The following is a 24843-nucleotide window of genomic DNA, read 5'->3' as shown; positions in this document are numbered from 1 at the left end:
TTCGGAGTGCCAAAACAGAGCGAAGCTGTGTCATTCCAATGAAGTTCTCCCCGAGCTTCGCTGGAATGGCATCGTGTTCTGAGACAGCCTCCGCCCCTTGCGAACCCTGTGTGGTTCGCTACTAAAACAGGAGCAAACATGAGCCTCTTCAACAAAGTCACCAAGTCCTTCCAATGGGGCGACAAGACTGTCGTCATGGAAACGGGCGAAGTCGCCCGCCAGGCCAATGGCGCCGTGCTGGTCGACATCGACGGCACCGTGATCCTGGCGACCGTGGTCGCCTCCAAGTCCGCCAAGCCGGGCCAGGATTTCTTCCCGCTGACCGTCGACTACATCGAGAAGACCTACGCCGCAGGCAAGATCCCCGGCAGCTTCTTCAAGCGCGAAGCCAAGCCCAGCGAACACGAAACGCTGACCAGCCGCCTGATCGACCGTCCGATCCGCCCGCTGTTCCCCGAAGGTTTCCTGAACGAAGTGCACGTGGTCATCCACACCGTGTCGCTCAACCCCGAAGTCGATGCCGACATCGCCGCCATGATCGGCGTGAGCGCTGCGCTCGCCATCTCCGGCATCCCGTTCAGCGGCCCGATCGGTGCAGCCCGCGTGGGCTACATCAACGGCCAGTACGTGCTGAATCCGGGCCAGACCGCCCGCAAGGATTCGCAGATGGACCTCGTCGTCGCCGGCACGCAAGCCGCCGTGCTGATGGTCGAGTCCGAAGCCCAGCAACTGAGCGAAGAAATCATGCTCGGCGGCGTGGTGTTCGGCCACGAACAGGCCGGCATCGCGATCAACGCGATCCATGACCTCGTGCGCGACGCCGGCAAGCCGGTGTGGGACTGGCAAGCGCCCGCCGAAGACGAAGCCTTCGTCGCCAAGGTCAAGGGCCTGGCCGAAGAGAAGCTGCGCGCCGTGTACCAAATTCGCAGCAAGCAAGCCCGCACCCAGGCCCTGCGCGAAGCCAACGCCAGCGTCATGAGCACGCTCAAGGAAAGCGGCGAGCCCTTCGATGCCGGCAAGGTCAACGACCTGCTGTTCTCCATCGAATCGAAGATCGTGCGCAGCCAGATCCTCTCGGGCGAACCCCGCATCGACGGCCGCGACACGCGCACCGTGCGTCCCATCGAAATCCGCAATTCCGTGCTGCCGCGCACCCACGGTTCGGCCCTGTTCACGCGCGGCGAAACCCAGGCGCTGGTCATCACCACGCTCGGCACCGAACGCGACGCACAGCGCATCGACGCGCTGGCCGGCGAGTACGAAGACCGCTTCCTGTTCCACTACAACATGCCTCCCTTCGCCACCGGCGAAGTGGGCCGCATGGGCTCGACCAAGCGCCGCGAAATCGGCCACGGCCGCTTGGCCAAGCGCGCGCTCGTCGCCGTGCTGCCGACCAAGGAAGAATTCCCGTACACCGTGCGCGTGGTCTCGGAAATCACCGAGTCGAACGGCTCCTCGTCGATGGCTTCGGTCTGCGGCGGCTGCCTGTCGATGATGGACGCAGGCGTCCCGATGAAGGCCCACGTGGCCGGCATCGCCATGGGCCTGATCAAGGAAGACAACCGCTTCGCCGTGCTGACCGACATCCTGGGCGACGAAGATCACCTCGGCGACATGGACTTCAAGGTGGCCGGCACGACCAACGGCATCACCGCGCTGCAGATGGACATCAAGATCCAGGGCATCACCAAGGAAATCATGCAGGTCGCACTGGCGCAGGCCAAGGAAGCGCGCATGCACATCCTCGGCAAGATGCAGGAAGCCATGGGCGAGGCCAAGGCCGAAGTCTCCAGCTTCGCACCGCGCCTGACCACGCTGAAGATCAATCCCGAGAAGATCCGCGACGTGATCGGCAAGGGTGGCTCGGTCATCCGTGGCCTGCAGGAAGAAACCGGCACGACGATCAACATCGACGAAGACGGCACGATCACCATCGCTTCGACCGATCCGGAAAAGGCGGAGTTCGCCAAGCGCCGCATCGAGCAGATCACGGCTGAAGTCGAAATCGGCAAGGTCTACGAAGGCCCGGTCACCAAGATCCTGGACTTCGGCGCGCTCATCAACCTGCTGCCCGGCAAGGACGGCCTGCTGCACATCAGCCAGATCGCGCACGAACGCGTCGAGAAGGTGACCGACTATCTGAGCGAAGGCCAGATCGTGAAGGTCAAGGTTCTGGAAACCGACGAAAAGGGCCGCGTCAAGCTGTCCATGAAGGCCCTGACCGAGCGTCCGGCCGGCATGGAATACAGCGAGCGCCCGCCGCGTGAAGACCGTGGCGATCGCGGCGAGCGTCGTGAGCGTTCGGACCGTGGCGATCGCGGCGGCGACCGTGGTGGTGATCGTGGCGAGCGCGCACCGCGCTTCAACGACCAGCAGCAACAGCCGCGCAACGACCAGCAGCAGGCTCCGGCCGGCGAGCAGTCGCAAGCACCGCGCGAGCCTCAGGAGTAAGAAGGGCGCAACGGCAGCAATCCTGCCGTTGCTATCTTTTGAACAGCTAGCTGCGCCCCACCTGCGGGCGTTGGAGGCCGAAAGACCATGAAAGCCATTGAAATCACTTCGTACGGCGCCCCTGAGGTGCTGCGCGTAGCCGATCGTCCCGATCCGGTGGCGGGCGTGGGCGAATTGCTGATCCGCGTTGCGGCCAGCGGGGTCAATCGCCCCGACGTGCTGCAGCGTATGGGTCACTACCCGGTGCCGCCTGGCGCCTCCGACCTGCCGGGCCTCGAAGTGGCCGGCGAGATCGTGTCGGGCGACGCTGCTGCGCTGGCCGAGGCGGGCTTCAAGATCGGCGACCACGTTTGCGCATTGATTGCGGGTGGCGGCTATGCCGAGCTGTGCGTGGCGCCCGTGGCGCAATGCCTGCCGGTGCCCAAGGGCTGGAGCGATGTCGATGCAGCTTCGCTGCCCGAGACCTTCTTCACCGTCTGGAGCAATGTGTTCGAGCGCGGCCGCCTGCAAAAGGGCGAGACGCTGCTGATCCAGGGTGGCTCGAGCGGCATCGGCGTCACGGCCATCCAGATCGCCAAGGCGCTGGGTGCGACTGTGATCGTTACGGCCGGCAGCGATGACAAGTGTGAAGCCTGCAAGAAGCTGGGTGCCGACCATGCCATCAACTACCGCACGAGCGACTTCGTCGAAAAGGCGAAGGAACTCACGGGCGGCAAGGGCGTGGACGTGATCCTCGACATGGTCGCCGGCGACTACGTGGCGCGCGAGATCGAGTGTTTGGCTGAAGACGGCCGGCTCGTGATCATCGCGGTGCAGGGCGGTGTGAAGAGCCAGATCAATGCGGGCCTCGTGCTGCGCAGGCGCCTCACGATCACCGGCTCCACGCTGCGGCCGCGGCCGGTGGCGTTCAAGGGCGCCATTGCCAAGGCATTGCGCGAAAAGGTCTGGCCGCTGCTTGAAAGCGGCGCGATCAAGCCCGTGATCCACAGCACTTTTGCGGCGGCGGGTGAACCCAGTGGCGCAGCCCAGGCTCACACGCTGATGGAATCGAACCAGCACATCGGCAAGATCGTGCTGACATGGTGACAACGAACAACGCGATGACAACCAAGAAGAAACTGATCGCCGGCAACTGGAAGATGAATGGCGGCCTGGCCGCCAACGAGGCGCTGGTGAAGGCTCTGCAGCAAGGCCTGGCGGCAAGCCCGGCCGCTTGCGATGTGGCGCTGTGCGCTCCGGCGCCGTACTTCGCCCAGCTGCAATCGCTGCTGGCGGGTTCGCCGTCGCTGGCGCTCGGTGCGCAGGACGTCTCGGCGCATCCGCAAGGTGCGTTCACCGGCGAGCAGTCGGCGGCGATGCTGAAGGATTTCGGCGTGCGCTATGCCATCGTCGGGCACTCCGAGCGTCGGCAGTACCACGGCGAAACCGATGAAACGGTGGCTGCGAAGGCTGCCGCCGCGTTGGCGAATGGCATCACGCCGATCGTCTGTGTCGGCGAAACGCTGGCGCAGCGCGAAGCAGGGCAGACCGAAGAAGTCGTCAAGCGCCAACTGGCTGCGGTGATCCATGTGAATGGCCATTGCATCAGCGAAATCGTCGTGGCCTACGAGCCTGTCTGGGCCATCGGCACGGGCAAGACGGCGTCGCCCGAACAGGCGCAAGCGGTGCATGCCGTGCTGCGTGCGCAACTGCACCATGCCGCGAGCGAGCATGCTGCCGGCATCAGCATTCTTTACGGCGGCAGCATGAACGCGGCCAATGCCGCCGAACTGCTGGCGCAGGCCGACATCGATGGCGGCCTCATCGGTGGCGCGTCGCTCAAGGCGCCCGACTTTCTGCAGATCATTTCTGCCGCTGCGCGCTGAACGCGCAACGGCTGTCATCAATTAGGAGTAAGAACGAATGAACGTGGTCCTCAACCTTCTGGTCGGCGTGCAAATGCTGGCGGCCCTGGCGATGATCGGCCTGATCCTGGTCCAGCACGGCAAGGGCGCCGACATGGGCGCCGCCTTCGGCAGCGGCAGCGCCGGCAGCCTGTTCGGTGCCAGCGGCAGCGCGAACTTCCTCTCGCGCACCACGGCTGTGCTGGCTGCGGTGTTCTTCGCATGCACGCTGCTGCTTGCGTACTTCAGCCATGCGCGTCCTGCGGGCGGCGGCAGTCTTCTCGAGCGTGCGGCTGTGGGCGCACCTGCTGCGCCGGCATCTGGCGCGGCTGGCCAAATCCCTGGCGCGGGCGCTCCGAGCGCACCGGCTTCGGCACCTGCCGCACCCGTTTCGGGCGCCGGTCAGATTCCGAACAAGTAATCCAGTCGTTTTCATGCAGTCGTCAGCGAGAAACGGCTGTATTTCAGGGTAAACTCTAAAGCTGTTCAGAAAGCCAAATGCCTTAACAGGTGCCTCATGCCATCTGAACAGCAAAAACCGCGGTCGTGGTGAAATTGGTAGACACGCTATCTTGAGGGGGTAGTGGCGAAAGCTGTGCGAGTTCGAGTCTCGCCGACCGCACCAAATCTCATCGGCAGAAAACCTCATCCAGAGGTTCTTCTTGCCGGTGGCAAGCGGTGAAAAATTCTCGATGAACCTCGATTCCTACCTTCCCGTCCTTTTGTTCATTTTGGTCGGAGTCGGCGTAGGCGTCGCCCCCCAAGTCATCGGATACATCCTCGGCCCCAATCGGCCAGACGCTGCGAAGAATGCTCCCTACGAGTGCGGCTTCGAAGCCTTCGAGGATGCGCGCATGAAGTTCGACGTGCGCTATTACCTCGTTGCCATTCTCTTCATCCTGTTCGATCTCGAAATTGCCTTTCTCTTTCCGTGGGCCATTGCGCTCAAGGAGATCGGTGCTGTCGGCTTCTGGGCCATGATGATCTTTCTCGCCATCCTCGTCGTAGGTTTCATCTACGAGTGGAAAAAAGGCGCGCTCGACTGGGAATGACAAGGAAAGCACACGATGGCCATTGAAGGCGTTCTCAAAGAAGGTTTCGTCACCACCACCTACGACTCGGTGGTGAATTGGGCGAAGACCGGATCTCTCTGGCCGATGACGTTCGGCCTCGCATGCTGTGCGGTCGAAATGATGCACGCGGGCGCCGCCCGCTACGACATCGACCGTTTCGGCATGCTGTTCCGTCCCAGTCCGCGCCAGTCCGATCTGATGATCGTGGCCGGCACGCTGTGCAACAAGATGGCGCCGGCGCTGCGCAAGGTCTACGACCAGATGCCCGAGCCGCGCTGGGTGCTCTCGATGGGCTCGTGCGCCAATGGCGGTGGCTACTACCACTACAGCTATTCGGTCGTGCGCGGCTGCGACCGCATCGTGCCGGTCGACGTCTACGTTCCGGGTTGCCCGCCCACCGCCGAAGCGCTGCTCTATGGCGTGATCCAGCTGCAGCAGAAGATTCGCCGCACCAACACCATTGCCCGCGCCTGAGAGATTGCCGACGATGACTGACTTTGCAATTTCGCCGGAGGTGCTGCGCGCCACCATCACCGAGACGCTCGGCGCCAAGGCTAAGAGCGTGACGCTCGCGCTGGGCGAGGTGACTGTCGTGGTGAGTGCGGCCGACTACATCGACGCCGCCACGCTGCTGCGCGACGCGCCCGGCTGCCGCTTCGAGCAGCTGATCGACCTCTGCGGCATGGACTATTCCGACTACCGCGAAGGCGAGTGGCAAGGCGAGCGCTTCTGCGTCGTCTCGCACCTGCTGTCGGTCACGCTCAACCAGCGCGTGCGCCTGAAGGTGTTCGCGCCCCATGAAGACCTGCCCGTGGTCGACTCTCTCCAGCCCGTCTGGAGCGCCGCCACCTGGTTCGAGCGCGAAGCGTTCGACCTTTACGGCATCGTGTTCGACGGGCACGACGACCTGCGCCGCATCCTGACCGACTACGGCTTCATCGGCCATCCGTTCCGCAAGGACTTCCCGGTGTCGGGTCACGTCGAGATGCGTTACGACGAAGAACAGAAGCGCGTCGTGTACCAGCCGGTATCGATCGAGCCGCGGGAAATCACGCCGCGCGTGATCCGCGAAGACAACTACGGCGGCGGTTTGCACTGATATGGCCGAAATCAAGAACTACACCCTCAACTTCGGCCCCCAGCATCCGGCCGCGCACGGCGTGCTGCGCCTGGTGCTCGAGCTCGACGGCGAAGTGATCCAGCGTGCCGACCCGCATATCGGCCTGCTGCACCGCGCCACCGAAAAGCTCGCCGAATCGCGTACCTTCATCCAGTCGCTGCCCTACATGGACCGCCTCGATTACGTGTCGATGATGTCCAACGAGCACGCGTATTGCCTGGCCATCGAGCGGATGATGGGCCTGGACGTGCCGATCCGCGCGCAGTACATCCGCGTGATGTTCGCCGAGATTACCCGCCTCCTGAACCACCTCTTGTGGCTCGGCGCGCACGGCCTGGATTGCGGTGCGATGAACATGCTCATCTACTGCTTCCGCGAGCGTGAAGACCTGTTCGACATGTACGAGGCCGTCTCCGGCGCGCGCATGCATGCGGCGTACTTCCGTCCGGGTGGCGTCTACCGCGACCTGCCGGATGCGATGCCGCAGTACAAGGTCAGCAAGATCAAGAACGCGAAGGCCATCGAGCGCCTGAACGAAAACCGCCAGGGTTCGTTGCTCGACTTCGTCGACGACTTCTGCAAGCGCTTCCCGAAGATGGTCGACGAGTACGAGACGCTGCTCACCGACAACCGCATCTGGAAGCAGCGCACCGTAGGCATCGGCGTCGTGACGCCGGAGCGCGCGCTGAACCTGGGCTTCACCGGCCCCATGCTGCGCGGATCAGGCATCGAATGGGACCTTCGCAAGAAGCAGCCCTACGACGTCTACGACCAGATGAAGTTCGACGTGCCCGTGGGCAAGACCGGCGACTGCTACGACCGCTACCTCGTGCGCGTCGAAGAGATGCGCCAGGCCAACAAGATCATCCAGCAGTGCTCGGCATGGCTGCGCGTGAATCCCGGCCCGGTGATCACCGACAACCACAAGGTCGCCGCGCCCGCGCGCGAATCGATGAAGGCGAACATGGAGGAGCTGATCCACCATTTCAAGCTCTTCACCGAAGGCTTCCACGTGCCCGAAGGCGAGGCTTATGCCGCCGTCGAGCATCCGAAAGGCGAGTTCGGCATCTATCTCGTGAGCGACGGCGCCAACAAGCCCTACCGCCTGAAGATCCGCGCCCCTGGTTTCCCGCACCTCGCCGCCCTCGACGAAATGTCGCGCGGTCACATGATCGCCGACGCTGTCGCGGTGATCGGCACGATGGACATCGTGTTCGGCGAAATCGACAGGTGAGAAAGAGCGAATGACTTCCTCCGCCCACCACCATGACGCGGCCCCTTCGGCCCCGTTGACGGCCGACGTGCTCGAGCGCTTTGCGCGCGAGGTCGCCAAGTACCCCGAAGCCGGCAAGGCCTCCGCCGTGATGGCGTGCCTGGCCATCGTCCAGCAGGGCGAGGGCTACATCAGCATGCAGCGCGAGCGCGAGATCGCCGACTACCTCGGCATGGCGCCCATCGCCGTGCATGAAGTGACGACCTTCTACAACATGTACAACCAGCATCCGGTGGGCAAGTTCAAGCTCAACGTGTGCACCAACCTGCCGTGCCAGCTGCGTGACGGTGTCACCGCGCTCGTTCACCTCGAGAAGAAGCTCGGCATCAAGATGGGCGAGACGACCGACGACGGCCTGTTCACGCTGCAGCAGAGCGAATGCCTGGGCGCATGCGCCGATTCGCCCGTGATGCTGGTCAACGACCGCACCATGTGCAGCTTCATGAGCAACGAGAAGCTCGACCAACTCATCGAAGGCCTGCGCGCTTCCACCAAAGGGGAGGCTGCCTGATGTCGCCTGAACAAGTACTCCAGCAGTTCCAGGCAACAGGCGTCCAGACCTGTTTCCATGACCGTCACATCGAGCCGCAGATCTATGCCGGTCTGAACGGCACCAACTGGCGCCTGGCCGACTACGAAGCGCGCGGCGGCTACAAGGCGCTGCGCAAGATCCTCACCGAGGGCCTCACGCCCGATCAGGTGATCGCCGAAGTGAAGGCCTCGGGCCTGCGCGGCCGTGGCGGCGCCGGTTTCCCGACGGGCCTGAAGTGGAGCTTCATGCCCCGCCAGTTCCCGGGCCAGAAGTACCTCGTCTGCAACTCCGACGAAGGCGAGCCGGGCACGTGCAAGGACCGCGACATCCTGCAGTTCAACCCGCACATCGTGATCGAAGGCATGGCCATCGCCGCGTATGCGATGGGCATCAGCGTGGGCTACAACTACATCCACGGCGAGATCTTCCAGAGCTACGACCGCTTCGAGGAAGCCCTCGAGGAAGCGCGCGCCGCCGGCTACCTCGGCGACAAGATCATGGGCAGCACGTACAACTTCCAGTTGCACGCGGCCCACGGCTTCGGCGCCTACATCTGCGGCGAAGAAACCGCGCTGCTCGAATCGCTCGAAGGCAAGAAGGGCCAGCCGCGCTTTAAGCCGCCGTTCCCGGCGAGCTTCGGCCTCTACGGCAAGCCGACCACCATCAACAACACCGAGACCTTCGCGGCGGTGCCCTGGATCATCAACAACGGCGGTCCGGCGTATCTCGAATGCGGCAAGCCGAACAACGGCGGCACCAAGATCTATTCGGTGAGCGGTGACGTCGAGCTGCCCGGCAACTACGAAGTGCCCATGGGCACGCCGTTCTCCAAGCTGCTCGAACTGTGCGGCGGTGTCCGCAAAGGCCGCACGCTCAAGGCCGTGATCCCCGGTGGGTCGTCGTCGCCGGTGCTGCCGGCCGACATCATGATGGCCTGCACCATGGACTACGACTCCATCGCCAAGGCCGGCTCCATGCTGGGCTCGGGCGCGGTGATCGTCATGGACGACAGCCGCTCGATGGTCGAGTCGCTCAAGCGCCTCTCGTACTTCTACATGCACGAGTCCTGCGGCCAGTGCACGCCGTGCCGCGAAGGCACGGGCTGGCTCTACCGCGTGGTGGACCGCATCCACAACGGGCAGGGCAGGGCGACCGATATGGACCTCCTGAACTCCGTGGCAGACAACATCCAGGGCCGCACCATCTGCGCCCTCGGCGATGCGGCGGCGATGCCGGTGCGCGCCATGATCAAGCACTTCCGTCACGAGTTCGAGGCCTTGATCCCGGGCTACGTCCCGAAGGCACCCGTCCAGGCCTGAGCGCGAGAAGAAACATACTCATGATCGAAATCGAACTCGACGGCAAGAAGGTCGAAGTGACCGAGGGCAGCATGGTGATGCATGCGGCCGACAAGGCGGGCACCTACATCCCGCACTTCTGCTATCACAAGAAACTCAGCATCGCGGCCAACTGCCGCATGTGCCTGGTCGACGTGGAAAAGGCGCCCAAGCCGATGCCGGCCTGCGCCACGCCCGTCACGCAGGGCATGATCGTTCGCACGAAGAGCGAGAAGGCCATCAAGGCGCAGCAGTCGGTCATGGAGTTCCTCCTGATCAACCACCCGCTGGATTGCCCGATCTGCGACCAGGGTGGCGAATGCCAGCTGCAGGATCTGGCCGTGGGCTACGGTGGCTCTTCTTCGCGCTACGAAGAAGAAAAGCGCGTCGTGTTCCACAAGGACGTCGGCCCGCTGATCAGCATGGAAGAGATGAGCCGCTGCATCCATTGCACGCGCTGCGTCCGCTTCGGCCAGGAAGTGGCCGGCGTGATGGAGCTGGGCATGACGCAACGCGGCGAGCACTCCGAAATCGAGACCTTCCTCGGCGACTCGGTCGACTCGGAGCTCTCGGGCAACATGATCGACATCTGTCCGGTCGGCGCGCTCACGAGCAAGCCGTTCCGCTACAGCGCCCGCACCTGGGAACTGTCGCGCCGCAAGTCGGTGAGCCCGCACGACTCCACCGGCTCGAACCTGATCGTCCAGGTCAAGAACCACCGCGTGATGCGCGTGGTGCCGCTGGAGAACGAAGACGTCAACGAATGCTGGATCGCCGACCGCGACCGCTTCTCGTACGAAGCGCTCAACGGCCCGGAACGCTTGACGCAGCCCATGCTCAAGCAGGGCGGCCAATGGCAGCAGGTCGACTGGCAGACCGCGCTCGAATACGTGGCCAATGGCCTGAAGCAGATCAAGACCGACCACGGCGCGCAAAGCATCGGCACGCTGGTCAGCCCGCACAGCACGCTCGAAGAGCTGCAGCTCGCCGCCATGCTCACGCGTGAACTGGGCAGCGACAACATCGACTACCGCCTGCGCAACGCCGAATTCACGGCGTTCGAAGGCGTGCGCTGGCTCGGCACCTCGATCGCATCGCTCACGCAAGTGCAGCGCGCGCTGGTCGTCGGTTCGAACCTCCGCAAGGAACACCCGCTGTTCGCGCAGCGCATCCGCCAAGCTGTGCGCAAGGGCGCCGCGCTGTCGGTGATTACCTCGGCCAGCCTGATGGCAGACCGCGAAGCCTGGGCCATCAATGTGGCGCAAGCGACGATCGTAGAAGCCGACCAGTGGGTCGAAGCGCTGGCCGCAGTCGCTGCCGCCATCGGCAAGACCAATGGCGCCGCCGCACCGCTGGCACCGAAGAGCGAGCCCGACGCCGCTGCACAAGCCATCGCAGCATCGCTGCTGAGCGGCGAGCGCAAGGCCATCCTGCTCGGCAACGCCGCCGCCCACCACGCGCAAGCCAGCAGCCTGCTGGCCCTCGCGAACTGGATCGGCGCGCAGACCGGCGCGACCGTCGGCTACCTGACCGAAGCGGCCAACACGGTGGGCGCGCAGCTCGTCGGCGCTTATCCGAAGAACGGCGGCCTCGATGCCGGCCGCATGCTCGCCGCCGGCTCCGGCCTCAAGGCTGTGCTGCTGCTGAACACCGAGCCGGTGTTCGATTCGGCCGCCGGTGCTGCCGCGGCCGATGTCATCGGCAATGCGCAGATGGTGGTCACGCTGAGCCCCTTCAAGGCCAACCTCGAATTCAGCGACGTGCTGCTGCCCATCGCCCCGTTCACCGAAACGCCCGGCACCTTCGTCAATGCCGAAGGCCGCCTGCAGGGTTTTCATGCCGTCGTGAAGCCGCAAGGCGAAGCGCGTCCGGCGTGGAAGGTGCTGCGCGTGCTGGCGAACCTGCTCGGCTTGCCCGGCTTCGCGTTCGAATCGACCGCTGAAGTGCTCAAGACTGTGGGCGAGGGCGGCACTGTTCCGGCCAGCGCCCTGAACAACGCAACGGCCGCCAACGCCGTCGCATCCAACGGCGCAACGCCGGCACCCGTGGTCGCGAGCATCTACCAGCTCGACTCCATCGTGCGCCGCGCACCGTCGCTGCAACTGACCGCCGATGCGCGCAACGCCGCATCGACCGCACCGGCCCGTGCCGAGGAGGCATTGGCATGATCGACGCGATTCATGGCTTCGGCCAGGGGCTGATCGCCGCAGGCTGGTGGACGGCCGTGGCGTGGCCCGTGATCTGGACGCTGATCAAGATCATCGTGGTCGTGATCCCGCTGATGCTGGCCGTGGCGTACCTCACGCTGTGGGAACGCAAGGCCATCGGCTTCACGCAGATCCGCATCGGCCCGAACCGCATCGGACCGCTGGGCCTGCTCCAGCCGATTGCCGACGCGCTCAAGCTGATGACCAAGGAAATCATCATTCCGACGGTCGCCAACAAGGGCCTGTTCCTGCTCGGCCCGATCATGACCATCATGCCGGCGCTCGCCGCATGGGCCGTGATTCCCTTCGGCCCCGACGTGGCGCTGGCCAACATCAACGCAGGCCTCCTGTTCGTGATGGCCATCACCTCGCTCGAGGTGTATGGCGTGATCATTGCCGGCTGGGCCTCGAACTCGAAGTACGCGTTCCTCGGCGCGCTGCGCGCCTCGGCACAGATGGTGAGCTACGAAATCGCGATGGGCTTCTGCTTCGTCGTGGTGCTGATGGTCACCGGCAGCCTGAACATGAGCGAGATCGTGAATGTTCAAGGCAAGGGCATCTTCGCCAACATGGGCGTCGGCTTCCTGTCGTGGAACTGGCTGCCGCTGCTGCCGATCTTCGTCGTGTACTTCATCTCGGGCCTGGCCGAAACCAACCGCCATCCGTTCGACGTGGTGGAAGGCGAATCGGAAATCGTTGCGGGCCACATGATCGAGTACTCGGGCATGAGCTTCGCGATGTTCTTCCTGGCCGAGTACGCCAACATGTGGCTGGTCTCGATCCTCACCGTGGTGCTGTTCCTCGGCGGCTGGCTGCCACCGTTCGAGTTCCTGAGCTTCATCCCGGGCTGGATCTGGCTGGGCGCCAAGACCTTCTGCGTGGTCACCATGTTCCTGTGGGTGCGCTCGACGTTCCCGCGCTTCCGCTATGACCAGATCATGCGTCTGGGCTGGAAGATCTTCATTCCCGTCACTCTCGTGTGGCTGGTCGTGGTCGGTGGCTGGATGCAGACGCCGTTCAACATCTGGAAATAACTGGAAGCGCCAACATCATGTCTGCTGCGCACACCGCAACACCGTCCGCGCCGTTCTCGCTCAAGGATTTTTTGGGCAGCTTCATGCTGTTCGAATTGTTCAAGGGCCTGGCGATCACGGGCAAGTACGCCTTCGCCCGCAAGATCACGGTGCAGTTCCCCGAAGAGAAGACGCCGCTGTCGCCGCGTTTCCGCGGCCTGCACGCGCTGCGCCGCTATGAAAACGGCGAAGAGCGCTGCATCGCCTGCAAGCTCTGCGAAGCCGTCTGCCCGGCACTGGCGATCACCATCGAATCCGAAGTCCGCGACGACGGCTCGCGCCGCACCTCGCGCTACGACATCGACCTGACCAAGTGCATCTTCTGCGGTTTCTGCGAAGAGAGCTGCCCGGTCGACTCGATCGTCGAGACCCACATCTTCGAATACCACGGCGAAAAGCGCGGCGACCTGTACTTCACCAAGGACATGCTGCTGGCCGTGGGCGACCGCTACGAAAAAGAAATTGCAGCGAACAAGGCGGCCGACGCCAAGTACCGCTGATCCGACCAGCCCGAAACCCGTACCAATTCGAATTCCAATGGACGTCAAGACCGGTCTGTTCTATCTGTTTGCCGCGGTGCTGCTCTTTGCAGCCTTCCGCGTCATCACCGCCCGCAATCCCGTGTACGCCGCGCTGTACCTGGTGCTGGCCTTCTTCCAGGCCTCGGCCATCTGGTTGCTGCTGCGCGCCGAGTTCCTCGCGATCTCGCTCGTGCTCGTCTATGTCGGTGCCGTGATGGTGCTGTTCCTCTTCGTCGTGATGATGCTGGACATCAACGTCGACAGCTTGCGGCAGGGCTTCTGGAAGCACTTCCCGCTCGCAGCCGGCGTGGGCGCGTTGATCGCGCTCGAAATGGCGGCTGTGCTCATGGGCGGCTTCCGCCTTGGTGAAGCACCGCGCGCCATGGCGGTCACCTCCGCCAACACCTCGAACACGATGGAGCTGGGCAAGCTGCTCTATTCCGAGTACCTCTACCCGCTGGAAATTGCCGCGGTCATCCTGCTCGTGGCCATCGTCGCCGCCATTGCACTGACGCTGCGCACCCGCAAGGACAGCAAGTACACCAACCCGTCGGACCAGGTGCGCGTGAAGGCGCGCGACCGCGTGCGCATCGTGCAGATGCCGGTGACGCGTGCGGCCGAACCCGTGGCGGAAGCAGCTCCGGCTGAAGCGGCAAAGGAAAACAAGGCATGACGCTCACGCTCGGACACTTTCTCTCGCTCGGCGCGATGCTCTTCGCGCTGTCGGTGATCGGTATCTTCCTGAACCGCAAGAACCTGATCGTGCTGCTGATGGCCATCGAACTGATGCTGCTGGCGGTCAACATGAACTTCGTGGCCTTCTCGCACTACCTGGGCGACATGCACGGCCAGATCTTCGTGTTCTTCATCCTGACCGTGGCCGCAGCCGAGTCGGCCATCGGTCTCGCGTTGCTGGTGCTGTTGTTCCGCAACAAGTCCAACATCAACGTCGACGAGCTCAACTCGCTCAAGGGTTGAAATCAACATGAGCGCAACCCTTTCCGCATCCACCCTGCTGGCCGTGCCGCTGGCACCCCTGGTCGGCGCTGCCGTCGCGGGCCTCTTCGGCACCAAGTTCGGCGGCAATCACATCGGCCGCAAGGTCACGCATTCGCTGACGATCCTGGGCGTGCTCGTCGCCTTCATCATCTCGGCCATGACGCTCAAGAGCGTGGTGGTCGACGGCGCCCGCTTCAACGCGACGCTCTACGAATGGATGATCGTCGGCGGCCTGAAGATGGAAGTCGGCTTCCTGGTCGACGGCCTCACGGCCATGATGATGTGCGTGGTGACCTTCGTGTCGCTGATGGTGCACATCTACACGATCGGCTACATGGAAGAGGACGACGGCTACAACCGCTTCTTCTCGTACATCTCGCTGTTCACCTTCTCGATGCTGATGCTCGTCATGAGCAACAACATGCTCCAGCTGTTCTTCGGCTGGGAAGCGGTTGGCCTGGTGTCGTACCTGCTGATCGGCTTCTGGTTCAACAAGCCGACGGCCATCTTCGCGAACATGAAGGCCTTCCTGGTCAACCGCGTGGGCGACTTCGGCTTCATCCTGGGCATCGGCCTGATCGCCGCCTACGCTGGCACGCTGAACTATGGCGAAGCCTTCGCCAAGGCCAACACGCTGGCCGGCATCACCTTTCCGGGCACCGAGTGGATGCTGATCACCGTGATCTGCATTTGCCTGTTCATCGGCGCGATGGGCAAGAGCGCGCAGTTCCCGCTGCACGTGTGGCTGCCCGACTCCATGGAAGGCCCGACCCCCATCTCCGCGCTGATCCACGCGGCCACGATGGTGACCGCCGGCATCTTCATGGTGGCGCGCATGTCGCCGCTGTTCGAGCTGAGCGACACGGCCCTGAGCTTCATCCTCGTGATCGGCGCCATCACCGCGCTGTTCATGGGTTTCCTCGGCATCATCCAGAACGACATCAAGCGCGTGGTCGCGTACTCCACGCTCTCGCAGCTGGGCTACATGACGGTGGCGCTCGGTGCCTCGGCCTACTCGGTCGCGGTGTTCCACCTGATGACGCACGCGTTCTTCAAGGCGCTGCTGTTCCTCGGCGCGGGCTCGGTGATCATCGGCATGCACCACAACCAGGACATCCGCTGGATGGGCGGTGTGCGCAAGTACATGCCGATCACCTGGATCACGTCGCTGCTGGGTTCGCTCGCGCTGATCGGCACGCCGTTCTTCGCCGGCTTCTACTCGAAGGACAGCATCATCGAAGCGGTGCACGAGAGCCATCTGTGGGGCGCGAACTTCGCGTATTACGCGGTGCTGGCCGGCGTGTTCATCACGGCGTTCTATTCGTTCCGCATGTACTTCCTGGTCTTCCACGGCAAGGAACGCTACGACCAGAATCCCGACGCCCACCACGACGACCATGCGCACGATGCCCATGGCCACGACGATCACGGCCACGGTCACGACGCCCACAAGCCGCACGAATCGCCCTGGGTGGTCTGGCTGCCGCTGGTGCTCCTGGCCATTCCCTCGGTGGTGATCGGCTTCATGACGATCGATCCGATGCTGTTCGGCGAGTTCTTCAAGGGCGCGATCGTCGTGGACGGTGCCAAGCACCATGCCATGAAGGAGCTGGAAGAAGCCTTCCATGGCCCCGTCGCCATGGCGATTCACGGCCTGCAGACCGCGCCCTTCTGGCTGGCGCTGGCAGGTGTGGTGCTGTCGTTCTACATGTACATGATCAACCCGGCGCTGCCGGCGGCGATCAAGCGCGCCTTCGGCCCGGTGTACCGCCTGCTCGAGAACAAGTACTACCTCGACTGGATCAACGAGAACATCATCGCCCGCGGTGCACGCGCGCTCGGTACCGGCCTGTGGAAGGGCGGCGACCAGGCCCTGATCGACGGTGCGGTGGTCAATGGTTCGTGGAAAGTGATCGGCCGTGTCTCCAGCGTCGTGCGCTGGGTGCAGTCGGGCTACATCTATCACTATGCCTTCGCGATGCTGCTCGGCATCTTCATCCTGATGACGTACTTCGTCTGGTTCAAACGCTGAGCCCGAACGCTGGAGAAAAAGAAAAATGGGTTTGTTGAGCCTTGCCATCTGGATGCCGATCGCATTCGGCGCCGCGCTGCTGGCGTTTGGCCGCGAAGAGCATGCCAAGGGCGTGCGCTGGGTCGCGCTCGTCGGTGCCATCGTGAGCTTCCTGGTCACGGTGCCGCTGTTCACGCGCTTCCAGAACGGGACCGCCGCCATGCAGTTCGTCGAGAAGACGAGCTGGATTTCCCGCTTCAACGTCAACTACCACATCGGTCTTGACGGCCTGTCGCTGTGGATGGTGCTGCTGACGTCGTTCATCACGGTCGTCGTCGTCATCTCGGCCTGGGAAGTGATCACCGAGCGCGTGAACCAGTACATGGGCGCGTTCCTGATCCTCTCGGGTTTCATGATCGGCGTGTTCTCCGCGCTCGACGGCATCCTGTTCTACGTGTTCTTCGAAGCCACGCTGATCCCGATGTACCTGATCATCGGTATCTGGGGCGGCCCGAACAAGATCTACGCGGCGTTCAAGTTCTTCCTCTACACCTTGCTCGGCTCGCTGCTGATGCTGGTGGCGCTGATCTTCCTGTACAACAAGTCGGGCGGCAGCTTCGACATCCTGGCCTGGCACAAGCTGCCGCTGGGTTCGACCGCGCAGACCTTCCTGTTCTTCGCGTTCTTCGCGGCTTTTGCCGTCAAGGTGCCGATGTGGCCGGTCCACACGTGGCTGCCTGACGTGCACGTCGAGGCGCCCACCGGCGGCTCGGCCGTGCTGGCCGCGATCATGCTGAAGCTGGGCGCCTACGGTTTCCTGCGCTTCTCGATGCCCATCGCGCCTGACGCTTCGCATGAATGGGCCTGGCTCATGATCGCGCTGTCGCTGATCGCGGTGATCTACGTGGGCCTGGTGGCGCTGGTGCAGCAGGACATGAAGAAGCTGGTGGCTTACTCGTCGGTCGCCCACATGGGCTTCGTGACGCTGGGCTTCTTCATCTTCAACGAGCTCGGCGTGTCCGGTGGCATCGTGCAGATGATTGCCCACGGCTTCGTCTCGGGCGCCATGTTCCTGGGCATCGGCGTGCTTTACGACCGCGTGCACTCGCGCCAGATCGCCGACTACGGCGGCGTGGTCAACACCATGCCCAAGTTCGCCGCGTTCGCGCTGCTGTTCGCCATGGCCAATTGCGGCCTGCCGGGCACCGCCGGTTTCGTGGGCGAGTGGATGGTGATCCTGGGCGCCGTGAAGGCCAACTTCTGGATTGGCCTGGGGGCAGCCACCGCGCTGATCTTCGGCGCCGCCTACACCCTCTGGATGTACAAGCGCGTGTACCTGGGCCCGGTCGGCAACGACCACGTCAAGGAGCTCTCCGACATCAACGCCCGCGAGTTCCTGATGCTGTCGCTGCTGGCGATCGCCGTGTTGTGGATGGGCCTGTATCCGAAGCCCTTCACCGATGCGATGGATGCCTCGGTGACCGAGCTCCTGCGCCACGTGGCAGTTTCGAAACTGCCCTCCTGATGCCACGCTGAAGACAAGAGAACGAGATGATTGACAAACTCAGCTGGGTCACGATCTACCCCGAAATCGTGTTGCTGGTCATGGCCTGCATCATTGCACTGGTCGACCTGTCCGACACGAGCCCGCGCCGCACCCGCACCTATGTGCTGACGCTGCTCACGCTGCTGGTGGTGGCCGTGCTCACCGGCATGGCCGCGATCGACGGCAAGACCTCGTACGGCTTCGGCGGCATGGTCGTGAGCGACTCGATGGGCAACTGGCTCAAGTGCTTCTCCACCATCGCGTTGATGGTCACCCTGATCTACGGCCGTCCCTACGCGGCTGACCGCGAGATGCTGCGCGGCGGCGAGCTGTTCACCGTGAGCATGTTCGCGCTGCTGGGCATGTTCGTGATGATCTCGGGCAGCAACTTCCTGTTGATCTACCTGGGCCTGGAACTGCTCACGCTCTCGAGCTATGCGCTCGTGGCGCTGCGCCGCGACAACGCGGTGGCCAGCGAAGCGGCCATGAAGTACTTCGTGCTCGGCGCGATGGCCAGCGGCTTCCTGCTGTATGGTCTCTCGATGATGTACGGTGCCACCGGTTCGCTCGACCTCAACGAAGTGTTCAAGGCCATCTCGACCGGCAAGGTCAACCACCAGGTGCTGGTGTTCGGCCTCGTGTTCATCGTGGCCGGCCTGGCGTTCAAGGTGGGGGCGGCGCCTTTCCACATGTGGGTGCCCGACGTCTACCAGGGTGCGCCCACGGCCGTCACGCTGCTGATCGGCGCGGCGCCCGAGCTGGCTGCCTTCGGCATCATCATCCGCCTCTTGGTGGACGGCCTGCAGCCGCTCGCGATCGACTGGCAGCAGATGCTGGCCGTGCTGGCGATCGCCTCGCTGCTGATCGGTAACCTCGCCGCCATTGCGCAGAGCAACCTCAAGCGGATGCTCGCCTACTCGACCATCTCGCAGATGGGCTTCATGCTGCTGGGCCTGGTCGCCGGCTCGGACCTTTCGGGCACGCAGAACGCACAGGCCGCCTACAGCGCCTCGATGTTCTACATCGTGACCTATGTGCTGACCACGCTCGCGAGCTTCGGCATCATCCTGCTGCTGGCGCGCGAAGGTTTCGAAAGCGAAGAGATCACCGACCTGGCTGGACTCAACCAGCGCAGCCCGCTGTACGCCGGCGTGATGGCCATCGCAATGTTCTCACTGGCGGGTCTGCCGCCGCTGGTCGGCTTCTACGCGAAGCTGGCGGTGCTGCAGGCGCTGATCGCCTCGGGCCAGGCCATCTACATCGGCTTGGCGGTGTTCGCCGTGATGATGTCGCTGGTCGGCGCCTTCTACTACCTGCGCGTGGTCAAGGTCATGTACTTCGACGCACCGGTCACGGCCACCACCGTGTCGGCTTCGTTCGACGTGCGCACCGTGCTCATGATCAACGGCGCACTGATCCTGATTCTCGGCGTGCTGCCCGGCGGTCTGATGACGCTGTGCTACGACGCCATCGCGGCCACGCTGGCCCACTGACGCGGCCGGCCCACGGTGTCGCAAACCGCGTCGGTCTGGGTCGTCCTGCTGGTGGCGCTGCTGGCCGCCAACCTGCCGTTCTTCAACGAGCGCCTGTTCGGCGCCGTGCCACTGCCGGCAAAGCGCAAGTCGCTCGCGATCCGCTTTGCCGAGCTGGTGGTGCTGTACTTCATTGCCGGCGGCATCGGCCTGCTGTTCGAACGCAGGGCAGGGCAGATCTCGCCGCAGGGCTGGGAGTTCTACGCGGTGACCGGCGCGCTCTTCATCGTGCTGGCCTTTCCAGGGTTCACCTGGCGCTACCTGATGAAGCACAGGCACTGACGACATGACTTCACCCATCGCCGATTCGCACCTGAAGGAAGAGCTCGTCAGCAGCGAGGAGCTCTTCAAGGGCAAGTTCCTGCAGGCCAAGCGCGATACCATCCGCCTGCCTGATGGCCACAACGCCACGCGCGAGTACGTCGTGCACCCCGGCGCGGTGGTGGTGATTCCGCTGCTCGACGATGGCCGCGTGGTGCTGGAGCGGCAGTTCCGTTATCCGGTGGGCCATGTGATGGTCGAGTTTCCGGCCGGCAAGCTCGATCCGGGCGAAGACCCGCTGGTCTGCGGCCAGCGCGAGCTGCTCGAGGAAACTGGCTACACCGCGCGCGAATGGGCGCATGCCGGTGCGATGCACCTGGCCGTGGCGTACTCGACCGAGATCATCCACATCTACTTTGCACGCGGGCTCTCGCTCGGCGAGCGGAAGCTCGACCATGGCGAATTCCTCGACGTGTTCACCGCCACGCCGCAGGAGTTGGCCGGCTGGTGCGGCGACGGCACGGTGACCGACGCCAAGACGCTGACCTGCACCCTCTGGCTGCAGAACGTCCTTTCCGGCGCATGGGCACTCGACTGGAAAGCGGCGGCGTCGCAAGGCGGCGCGGGATAATCCGCGCATGAAGGTTCTCGATCTCCGCTGCACGCACGGCCACGGCTTCGAAGGCTGGTTCGCGTCCAACGAGGCCTTCGAGACGCAACTTGCCGGTGGGCTGGTCGAATGCCCGGTCTGCGGCGATACCGCCATCGTCAAGCTGTTGAGCGCGCCGCGCCTCAATCTCGGCAACGCCAAGGCGCCAGCAGAAGCGGCACCCGCCGCGCCTTCGCAGGTGCCGGCTCAACAACTCTCTCCCGAAGCCCGCTGGATGCGCGCCGTGCGCGAGGTCATCGCGAAGACCGAGGATGTCGGCGAACGCTTTGCCGAGGAAGCCCGCAAGATGCACTACGGCGAAGCCGAAGAGCGCGGCATCCGTGGGCAGGCGACGCCCGAGCAGACCGAAGCGCTGCTCGACGAAGGCATCGCGGTGATGCCGCTACCGATGCCCGCAGCGCTCAAAGAGACGCTGCAGTAGCTGCTCTGCAGCTCAGGCCGTGAACTGAAGCGCGGCCAGGCGGGCGTAGACCCCTCCTTGCGCCACCAGCGCCGCGTGCGTTCCCTGTTCGACGATGCCGCCGTGGTCCAGCACGATGATGCGGTCGGCCTTCTGCACAGTCGCGAGGCGGTGGGCGATGACCAGTGTCGTGCGGCCTTCCATGGCCGACTCGAGCGCGGCCTGGACCATGCGTTCGCTTTCCGCATCGAGCGCGCTGGTGGCTTCGTCCAGCAGCAGCAAGGGCGGGTTCTTGAGGATCGCGCGTGCAATCGCGATGCGCTGGCGCTGGCCGCCGGAGAGGCGCACGCCCCGTTCACCGAGGAAGGTGTCGTAGCCCTCGGGCAGCGCCGTCAGGAAGTCGTGCGCGAAGGCGGCGCGGGCCGCTGCGTGCACCTCGTCGGCCGTCGCTTCAGGTCGGCCGTAGCGGATGTTCTCGAACGCACTCGCCGAGAAGATCACCGCGTCCTGCGGCACGAGGCCGATGCGGGTGCGCAGATCGGGCAGGGCGAGCGAGGCGAGCGGCGCGCCGTCCAGCAGCAACTGGCCCGATTGCGGGTCGTAGTAGCGCAGCAGCAGCTGGAACACCGTGCTCTTGCCCGCACCGCTGGAGCCGACCAGCGCCACCGTCTCGCCGGGCGCGATGTCGAGGCTGAAGTCGCGCAGTGCCGGTGTGCCGGGCCGCGATGGGTAGTGGAAGGTCACCGCGTCGAGCTTGATCGTGCTGCCCGCGGCCGGAATCGGCGTGACCGTCGGGTTCGGCGGTGAAGTGATGACGGCCGGCGCGTGAAGCAATTCCATCAAGCGCTCGGTGGCCCCGGCCGCGCGCAGCAGGTCGCCGTACACCTCGCCGAGAACCGCCGTCGCGCTTGCGAGGATGGCTACATAGACCACGGTCTGGCCCAGGTGGCCGGCCGTGATGTCACCGCGCAGCACCGCTTGCGTGCCTTGGTAGAGGCCCCAGAGCAGCGCCGCCGAGGTCGCGATGATGATGAAGGCCACGAGCACCGAGCGCGCCTTGGTGCGGCGCACGGCGGTGCGGAAGGCGTTCTCGGTCGAGGCATCGAAGCGATCGGCCTCGCGCCCCTCGGCCGTGTAGCTCTGCACGACCGGAATCGCATTCAGCACTTCGGCGGCGATGGCGCTTGAATCGGCCACGCGGTCCTGGCTGGCGCGCGAGAGTTTGCGCACCCGCCGGCCGAACCACATGCTCGGCAGCACCACCAGCACCAGGATGCCCAGCACCTGCACCATCACATAGGGATTGGTCCAGACCAGCACCGCCAGCGCGCCCACGCCCATCACCGCATTGCGCAGGCCCATGCTCAGGGACGAGCCGACGACCGTCTGCACCAGGGTCGTGTCGGCCGTCAGGCGAGAGAGCACTTCGCCCGTCTGCGTGGTCTCGAAGAAGGCCGGGCTCTGGTGCAGCACATGGCCGTAGACCGCGTTGCGCAGGTCCGCGGTGACGCGTTCGCCCAGCCAGCTCACCGTATAGAAGCGCGCGGCTGAAAACAGACCCAGCGCCACGGCCACCGCGAAGAGGGCGCCGAAGTGCTCGCGCAGCGCCATGGTCTGGGCGCCCTTGTCGGGGTTGATCAGTCCGCCGTCGATCAGGCTGCGCAACGCGAGCGGAAAAGCCAGCGTGGTGACGGCCGCCATCACCAGAAAAATGGCCGCCAGCACGATCTGCACGCGGTAGGGACGAAGGAAGGGGCTCAGGCCCGACAGCGACCGGGGCGAGCCCTTGGCCATGGAAGACGGTGGGGAGGAAGCCATGGGCGGATTCTACCGAAACCTTGCCCCTACAAAGGCAGCCTTGACAATAACTGTCATGGCAGCTAATATTTCGACCCATGAGCGATGCAACCAATCCCCAAGCCTCGTCGGACTCCGATGACGCTGTGCGTCGTCCGCCTGTCTTCTACCGGGCGGAGAGTTACCAGACCGAGGAAAGCATCGGTTACCTGATGCGCCGCATCGTCACCGCGGTGGGTCAGTCAGTAGAAACCCGTATGTGCGAGCCCGGCAGCCCGACCTATCCGCAATGGGTGCCGCTGTACAAGCTGCACATCGGCGCGGCCACCACGGTGGCCGAACTGGCCCGGGCCTGCGAACTCGACACCGGCGCCATGACGCGGCTGCTCGACCGCCTCGAAGCCAAGGGCCTGTGCCGCCGGGTGCGTTCGCTCGAAGACCGTCGCGTGGTCAACATCGAGCTCACCGACGAAGGCCGTGCCGCCGCCAAGGAAGTGCCTTACGTGCTCAGCCGCGTGCAGAACGAGCACCTGGCAGGTTTCACCACCGAGGAATGGGAGCAGCTCAAGGGCTACCTCCGCCGCATCCTCGACAACGCGCAGGCCCTCGCGGCCCGTGGAGATAAAAATGAATGATTCCCTCGCCGTGCGCGCTGTGCGTCGCACTCCCGTCGTGGCAGCCGCGTTGCTGCTGGTCGCACTGGCCGGTTGTGCCGACATGGCCGGCATCGGCTCGCAGGCCAAGCTGCGCGATGCGTCGTCGCTGGGCATTGCGCCCGACAGCGCCGCAGCGCCGGTTTCGCGGCTCGACACCCAGTGGTGGCTCGCCTTCGGCGACACGCAGCTCAACACGCTGATCGACCAAGCCGTGGCCGGCAATCCGAACCTGCAGGTCGCGCAGGCCCGCCTCGCGCGCGCGCAGGCCTCGGCGGACATCGCCGGTGCGGCGCTCAAGCCCAAGGTCAACGGCGAACTCGACCTGAACCGCCAGAAGTTCAACAGCAACTACATCTACCCGGCACCGCTCGGCGGCTCGACGCAAAACATCGGCCTGCTGCAACTCGGCGCCAGTTGGGAGCTCGACTTCTTCGGCAAGAACCGCACCGCGCTGGACACCGCCATCGGCGCCGCGAACGCCGCCGCGGCCGATGCCGATGCCGCACGCGTGCTGCTCGCCAGCAACGTGGCGCGCAGCTACTTCCAGTGGGCGCGCCTGAACGACCAGCTCACGGTGGCGCAACGCACGCTCGCCCAGCGCGACGAAACCCTGAAGCTCGTGCGCGACCGCGTTTCCGCCGGCCTCGACACCCGCCTCGAACTGCGCCAGAGCGAAGGCGGCCTGCCCGAAGCGCGCCAGCAGATCGAAGCGCTCAACGAACAGATCGCGCTGCAGCAGCACGCGCTCGACGCGCTCGTGGGCCAGCCCAACGTCTCGGCCTCGCTCAAGCCGCCGGTGCTCGCCAGCGTCAAGCCGATGGCGCTGCAGGCCAACATCCCGGCCGACCTGCTGGGCCGCCGCGCCGACATCGCCGCCGCCCGTTGGCGCGTCGAGGCCGCCACCAGCGACGTGGCCAATGCCAAGACCCAGTTCTATCCCAACGTGAACCTCACGGCCTTCGTCGGCTTCCAGAGCCTGGGCTTCGGCAAGCTGCTCAAGTCGGGCAGCGAGCAGTGGGGCGTGGGCCCGGCCATCAGCCTGCCGATCTTCGAAGGCGGCAAGCTGCGCGCCAACCTGCGCGGCAAGTCGGCCGACCTGGACGTGGCCGTGGAGAGCTACAACGCCACGGTCATCGACGCGGTACGCGATGCGGCCGACCAGGTCTCCAGCGCGCAGTCGATCACCCGCCAGCAGACCGAACAGCGCGCCGCGCAAACGGCGGCCGAAGGTGCCTACGACATCGCCGTTCAGCGCTACCGCGCGGGCCTGGGCAACTACCTCAACGTGCTGACGGCGGAAACCTCGGTGCTGGCGCAGCGCCGGCTGGCCGTCGACCTGGCCGCACGTGCGCTCGACACCCAGGTGGGCCTTGGGCGCGCATTGGGCGGCGGCTGGCAGCCCCCGGCGACCTCGACCGCCACGGCATCGGCCCCGACGGCCGCAGTGAACTGAACAGAACCGCGCTGACACGGCTCCCGACTCCCTCGTTTTCGGAAAGAA

At 64.6% G+C, this 24843-nt stretch carries 24 protein-coding genes and 1 tRNA gene; 24 read left to right on the top strand and 1 reads right to left on the bottom strand.

The features are described from left to right. The first annotated feature begins 138 nt into the window (after positions 1-138). From pnp to GNX71_RS21775, 22 genes are all read left to right on the top strand, one after another. Positions 139-2451, top strand: a complete 2313-nt coding sequence (pnp, locus tag GNX71_RS21880) for a polyribonucleotide nucleotidyltransferase (RefSeq protein ID WP_206174358.1) — start codon at positions 139-141, stop codon at positions 2449-2451. A gap of 87 nt (positions 2452-2538) precedes the next feature. Beyond that, positions 2539-3537 (top strand): NAD(P)H-quinone oxidoreductase, encoded by a 999-nt coding sequence (locus GNX71_RS21875; RefSeq protein ID WP_206174357.1) that lies wholly within the window; start codon positions 2539-2541, stop codon positions 3535-3537. Then, positions 3531-4316 carry a triose-phosphate isomerase gene (gene tpiA / locus GNX71_RS21870; RefSeq protein ID WP_206174356.1) on the top strand — a complete coding sequence of 262 codons (786 nt, stop codon included), beginning with the start codon at positions 3531-3533 and terminating at the stop codon, positions 4314-4316. Before GNX71_RS21875 ends, tpiA begins: the two co-directional genes overlap by 7 nt. 37 nt (positions 4317-4353) lie before the next feature. Continuing rightward, on the top strand, positions 4354-4755 hold the full coding sequence (gene secG / locus GNX71_RS21865; RefSeq protein WP_206174355.1) for a preprotein translocase subunit SecG: 402 nt from the start codon (positions 4354-4356) through the stop codon (positions 4753-4755). Between the two features lie 119 nt (positions 4756-4874). Then, positions 4875-4959, top strand: a tRNA-Leu gene (locus GNX71_RS21860). 67 nt (positions 4960-5026) lie between these two features. Further along, positions 5027-5386 carry an NADH-quinone oxidoreductase subunit A gene (locus GNX71_RS21855; protein WP_041943881.1) on the top strand — a complete coding sequence of 120 codons (360 nt, stop codon included), beginning with the start codon at positions 5027-5029 and terminating at the stop codon, positions 5384-5386. 15 nt (positions 5387-5401) lie between these two features. Beyond that, a complete protein-coding gene (locus GNX71_RS21850; RefSeq protein WP_007837763.1) occupies positions 5402-5881 on the top strand; it encodes an NADH-quinone oxidoreductase subunit B in 480 nt (159 codons plus the stop codon). Between the two features lie 13 nt (positions 5882-5894). Continuing rightward, positions 5895-6506, top strand: a complete 612-nt coding sequence (locus GNX71_RS21845; RefSeq protein ID WP_198784800.1) for an NADH-quinone oxidoreductase subunit C — start codon at positions 5895-5897, stop codon at positions 6504-6506. Between the two features lies 1 nt (position 6507). Continuing rightward, the gene (locus GNX71_RS21840; RefSeq protein WP_206174354.1) at positions 6508-7761 is read left to right on the top strand and encodes an NADH-quinone oxidoreductase subunit D; all 1254 of its coding nucleotides are present in this window, start codon (positions 6508-6510) and stop codon (positions 7759-7761) included. Between the two features lie 10 nt (positions 7762-7771). Then, positions 7772-8311: an NAD(P)H-dependent oxidoreductase subunit E gene (locus tag GNX71_RS21835; protein ID WP_241027015.1), complete on the top strand. Its 540-nt coding sequence runs from the start codon at positions 7772-7774 to the stop codon at positions 8309-8311. After that, positions 8311-9651 (top strand): NADH-quinone oxidoreductase subunit NuoF, encoded by a 1341-nt coding sequence (nuoF, locus tag GNX71_RS21830; protein WP_013542408.1) that lies wholly within the window; start codon positions 8311-8313, stop codon positions 9649-9651. The genes GNX71_RS21835 and nuoF overlap by 1 nt, the downstream gene beginning before the upstream one ends. A 20-nt stretch (positions 9652-9671) precedes the next feature. Next, positions 9672-11837 (top strand): NADH-quinone oxidoreductase subunit NuoG, encoded by a 2166-nt coding sequence (gene nuoG / locus GNX71_RS21825; RefSeq protein ID WP_206174353.1) that lies wholly within the window; start codon positions 9672-9674, stop codon positions 11835-11837. Further along, complete coding sequence (gene nuoH / locus GNX71_RS21820; protein WP_206174352.1) at positions 11834-12910, top strand: NADH-quinone oxidoreductase subunit NuoH; 1077 nt, start codon at positions 11834-11836, stop codon at positions 12908-12910. The genes nuoG and nuoH overlap by 4 nt, the downstream gene beginning before the upstream one ends. 17 nt (positions 12911-12927) lie before the next feature. After that, a complete protein-coding gene (gene nuoI / locus GNX71_RS21815) occupies positions 12928-13449 on the top strand; it encodes an NADH-quinone oxidoreductase subunit NuoI (protein WP_093239292.1) in 522 nt (173 codons plus the stop codon). A gap of 37 nt (positions 13450-13486) precedes the next feature. After that, positions 13487-14143, top strand: a complete 657-nt coding sequence (locus GNX71_RS21810; RefSeq protein WP_206174351.1) for an NADH-quinone oxidoreductase subunit J — start codon at positions 13487-13489, stop codon at positions 14141-14143. Next, a complete protein-coding gene (gene nuoK / locus GNX71_RS21805) occupies positions 14140-14448 on the top strand; it encodes an NADH-quinone oxidoreductase subunit NuoK (RefSeq protein WP_007837741.1) in 309 nt (102 codons plus the stop codon). The genes GNX71_RS21810 and nuoK overlap by 4 nt, the downstream gene beginning before the upstream one ends. A 7-nt stretch (positions 14449-14455) precedes the next feature. After that, positions 14456-16501, top strand: a complete 2046-nt coding sequence (gene nuoL, locus GNX71_RS21800; RefSeq protein ID WP_206174350.1) for an NADH-quinone oxidoreductase subunit L — start codon at positions 14456-14458, stop codon at positions 16499-16501. A 25-nt stretch (positions 16502-16526) separates the two neighbouring features. Then, positions 16527-18005 carry an NADH-quinone oxidoreductase subunit M gene (locus GNX71_RS21795; protein ID WP_206174349.1) on the top strand — a complete coding sequence of 493 codons (1479 nt, stop codon included), beginning with the start codon at positions 16527-16529 and terminating at the stop codon, positions 18003-18005. A 26-nt stretch (positions 18006-18031) separates the two neighbouring features. Then, the gene (nuoN, locus tag GNX71_RS21790; RefSeq protein WP_206174348.1) at positions 18032-19519 is read left to right on the top strand and encodes an NADH-quinone oxidoreductase subunit NuoN; all 1488 of its coding nucleotides are present in this window, start codon (positions 18032-18034) and stop codon (positions 19517-19519) included. A gap of 15 nt (positions 19520-19534) precedes the next feature. Further along, a complete protein-coding gene (locus tag GNX71_RS21785) occupies positions 19535-19840 on the top strand; it encodes a DUF2818 family protein (protein ID WP_198784790.1) in 306 nt (101 codons plus the stop codon). A 4-nt stretch (positions 19841-19844) separates the two neighbouring features. Next, entirely contained in the window at positions 19845-20450 is a 606-nt protein-coding gene (locus GNX71_RS21780) for an NUDIX hydrolase (protein WP_206174347.1), read from the top strand. A gap of 7 nt (positions 20451-20457) precedes the next feature. Then, a complete protein-coding gene (locus GNX71_RS21775) occupies positions 20458-20910 on the top strand; it encodes a DUF1178 family protein (protein ID WP_206174346.1) in 453 nt (150 codons plus the stop codon). Between the two features lie 12 nt (positions 20911-20922). Here GNX71_RS21775 and GNX71_RS21770 read toward each other — a convergent pair whose 3' ends face one another. Continuing rightward, on the bottom strand, positions 20923-22707 hold the full coding sequence (locus GNX71_RS21770) for an ABC transporter transmembrane domain-containing protein (protein WP_206174345.1): 1785 nt from the start codon (positions 22705-22707) through the stop codon (positions 20923-20925). Between the two features lie 77 nt (positions 22708-22784). Here GNX71_RS21770 and GNX71_RS21765 point away from each other — a divergent pair, with 77 nt between their 5' ends. Together GNX71_RS21765 and GNX71_RS21760 are read left to right on the top strand one after the other, a co-directional pair. After that, on the top strand, positions 22785-23321 hold the full coding sequence (locus tag GNX71_RS21765; RefSeq protein WP_206174344.1) for a MarR family transcriptional regulator: 537 nt from the start codon (positions 22785-22787) through the stop codon (positions 23319-23321). Further along, positions 23314-24795: an efflux transporter outer membrane subunit gene (locus GNX71_RS21760; protein WP_206174343.1), complete on the top strand. Its 1482-nt coding sequence runs from the start codon at positions 23314-23316 to the stop codon at positions 24793-24795. Before GNX71_RS21765 ends, GNX71_RS21760 begins: the two co-directional genes overlap by 8 nt. Positions 24796-24843 lie beyond the last annotated feature (48 nt).

This window comes from Variovorax sp. RKNM96 (assembly GCF_017161115.1).
In the GTDB taxonomy this organism is placed as follows: domain Bacteria; phylum Pseudomonadota; class Gammaproteobacteria; order Burkholderiales; family Burkholderiaceae_C; genus Variovorax.
Note: the sequence above shows the minus strand (reverse complement) of the source record. Positions and strands in the feature narration are given on the sequence as shown.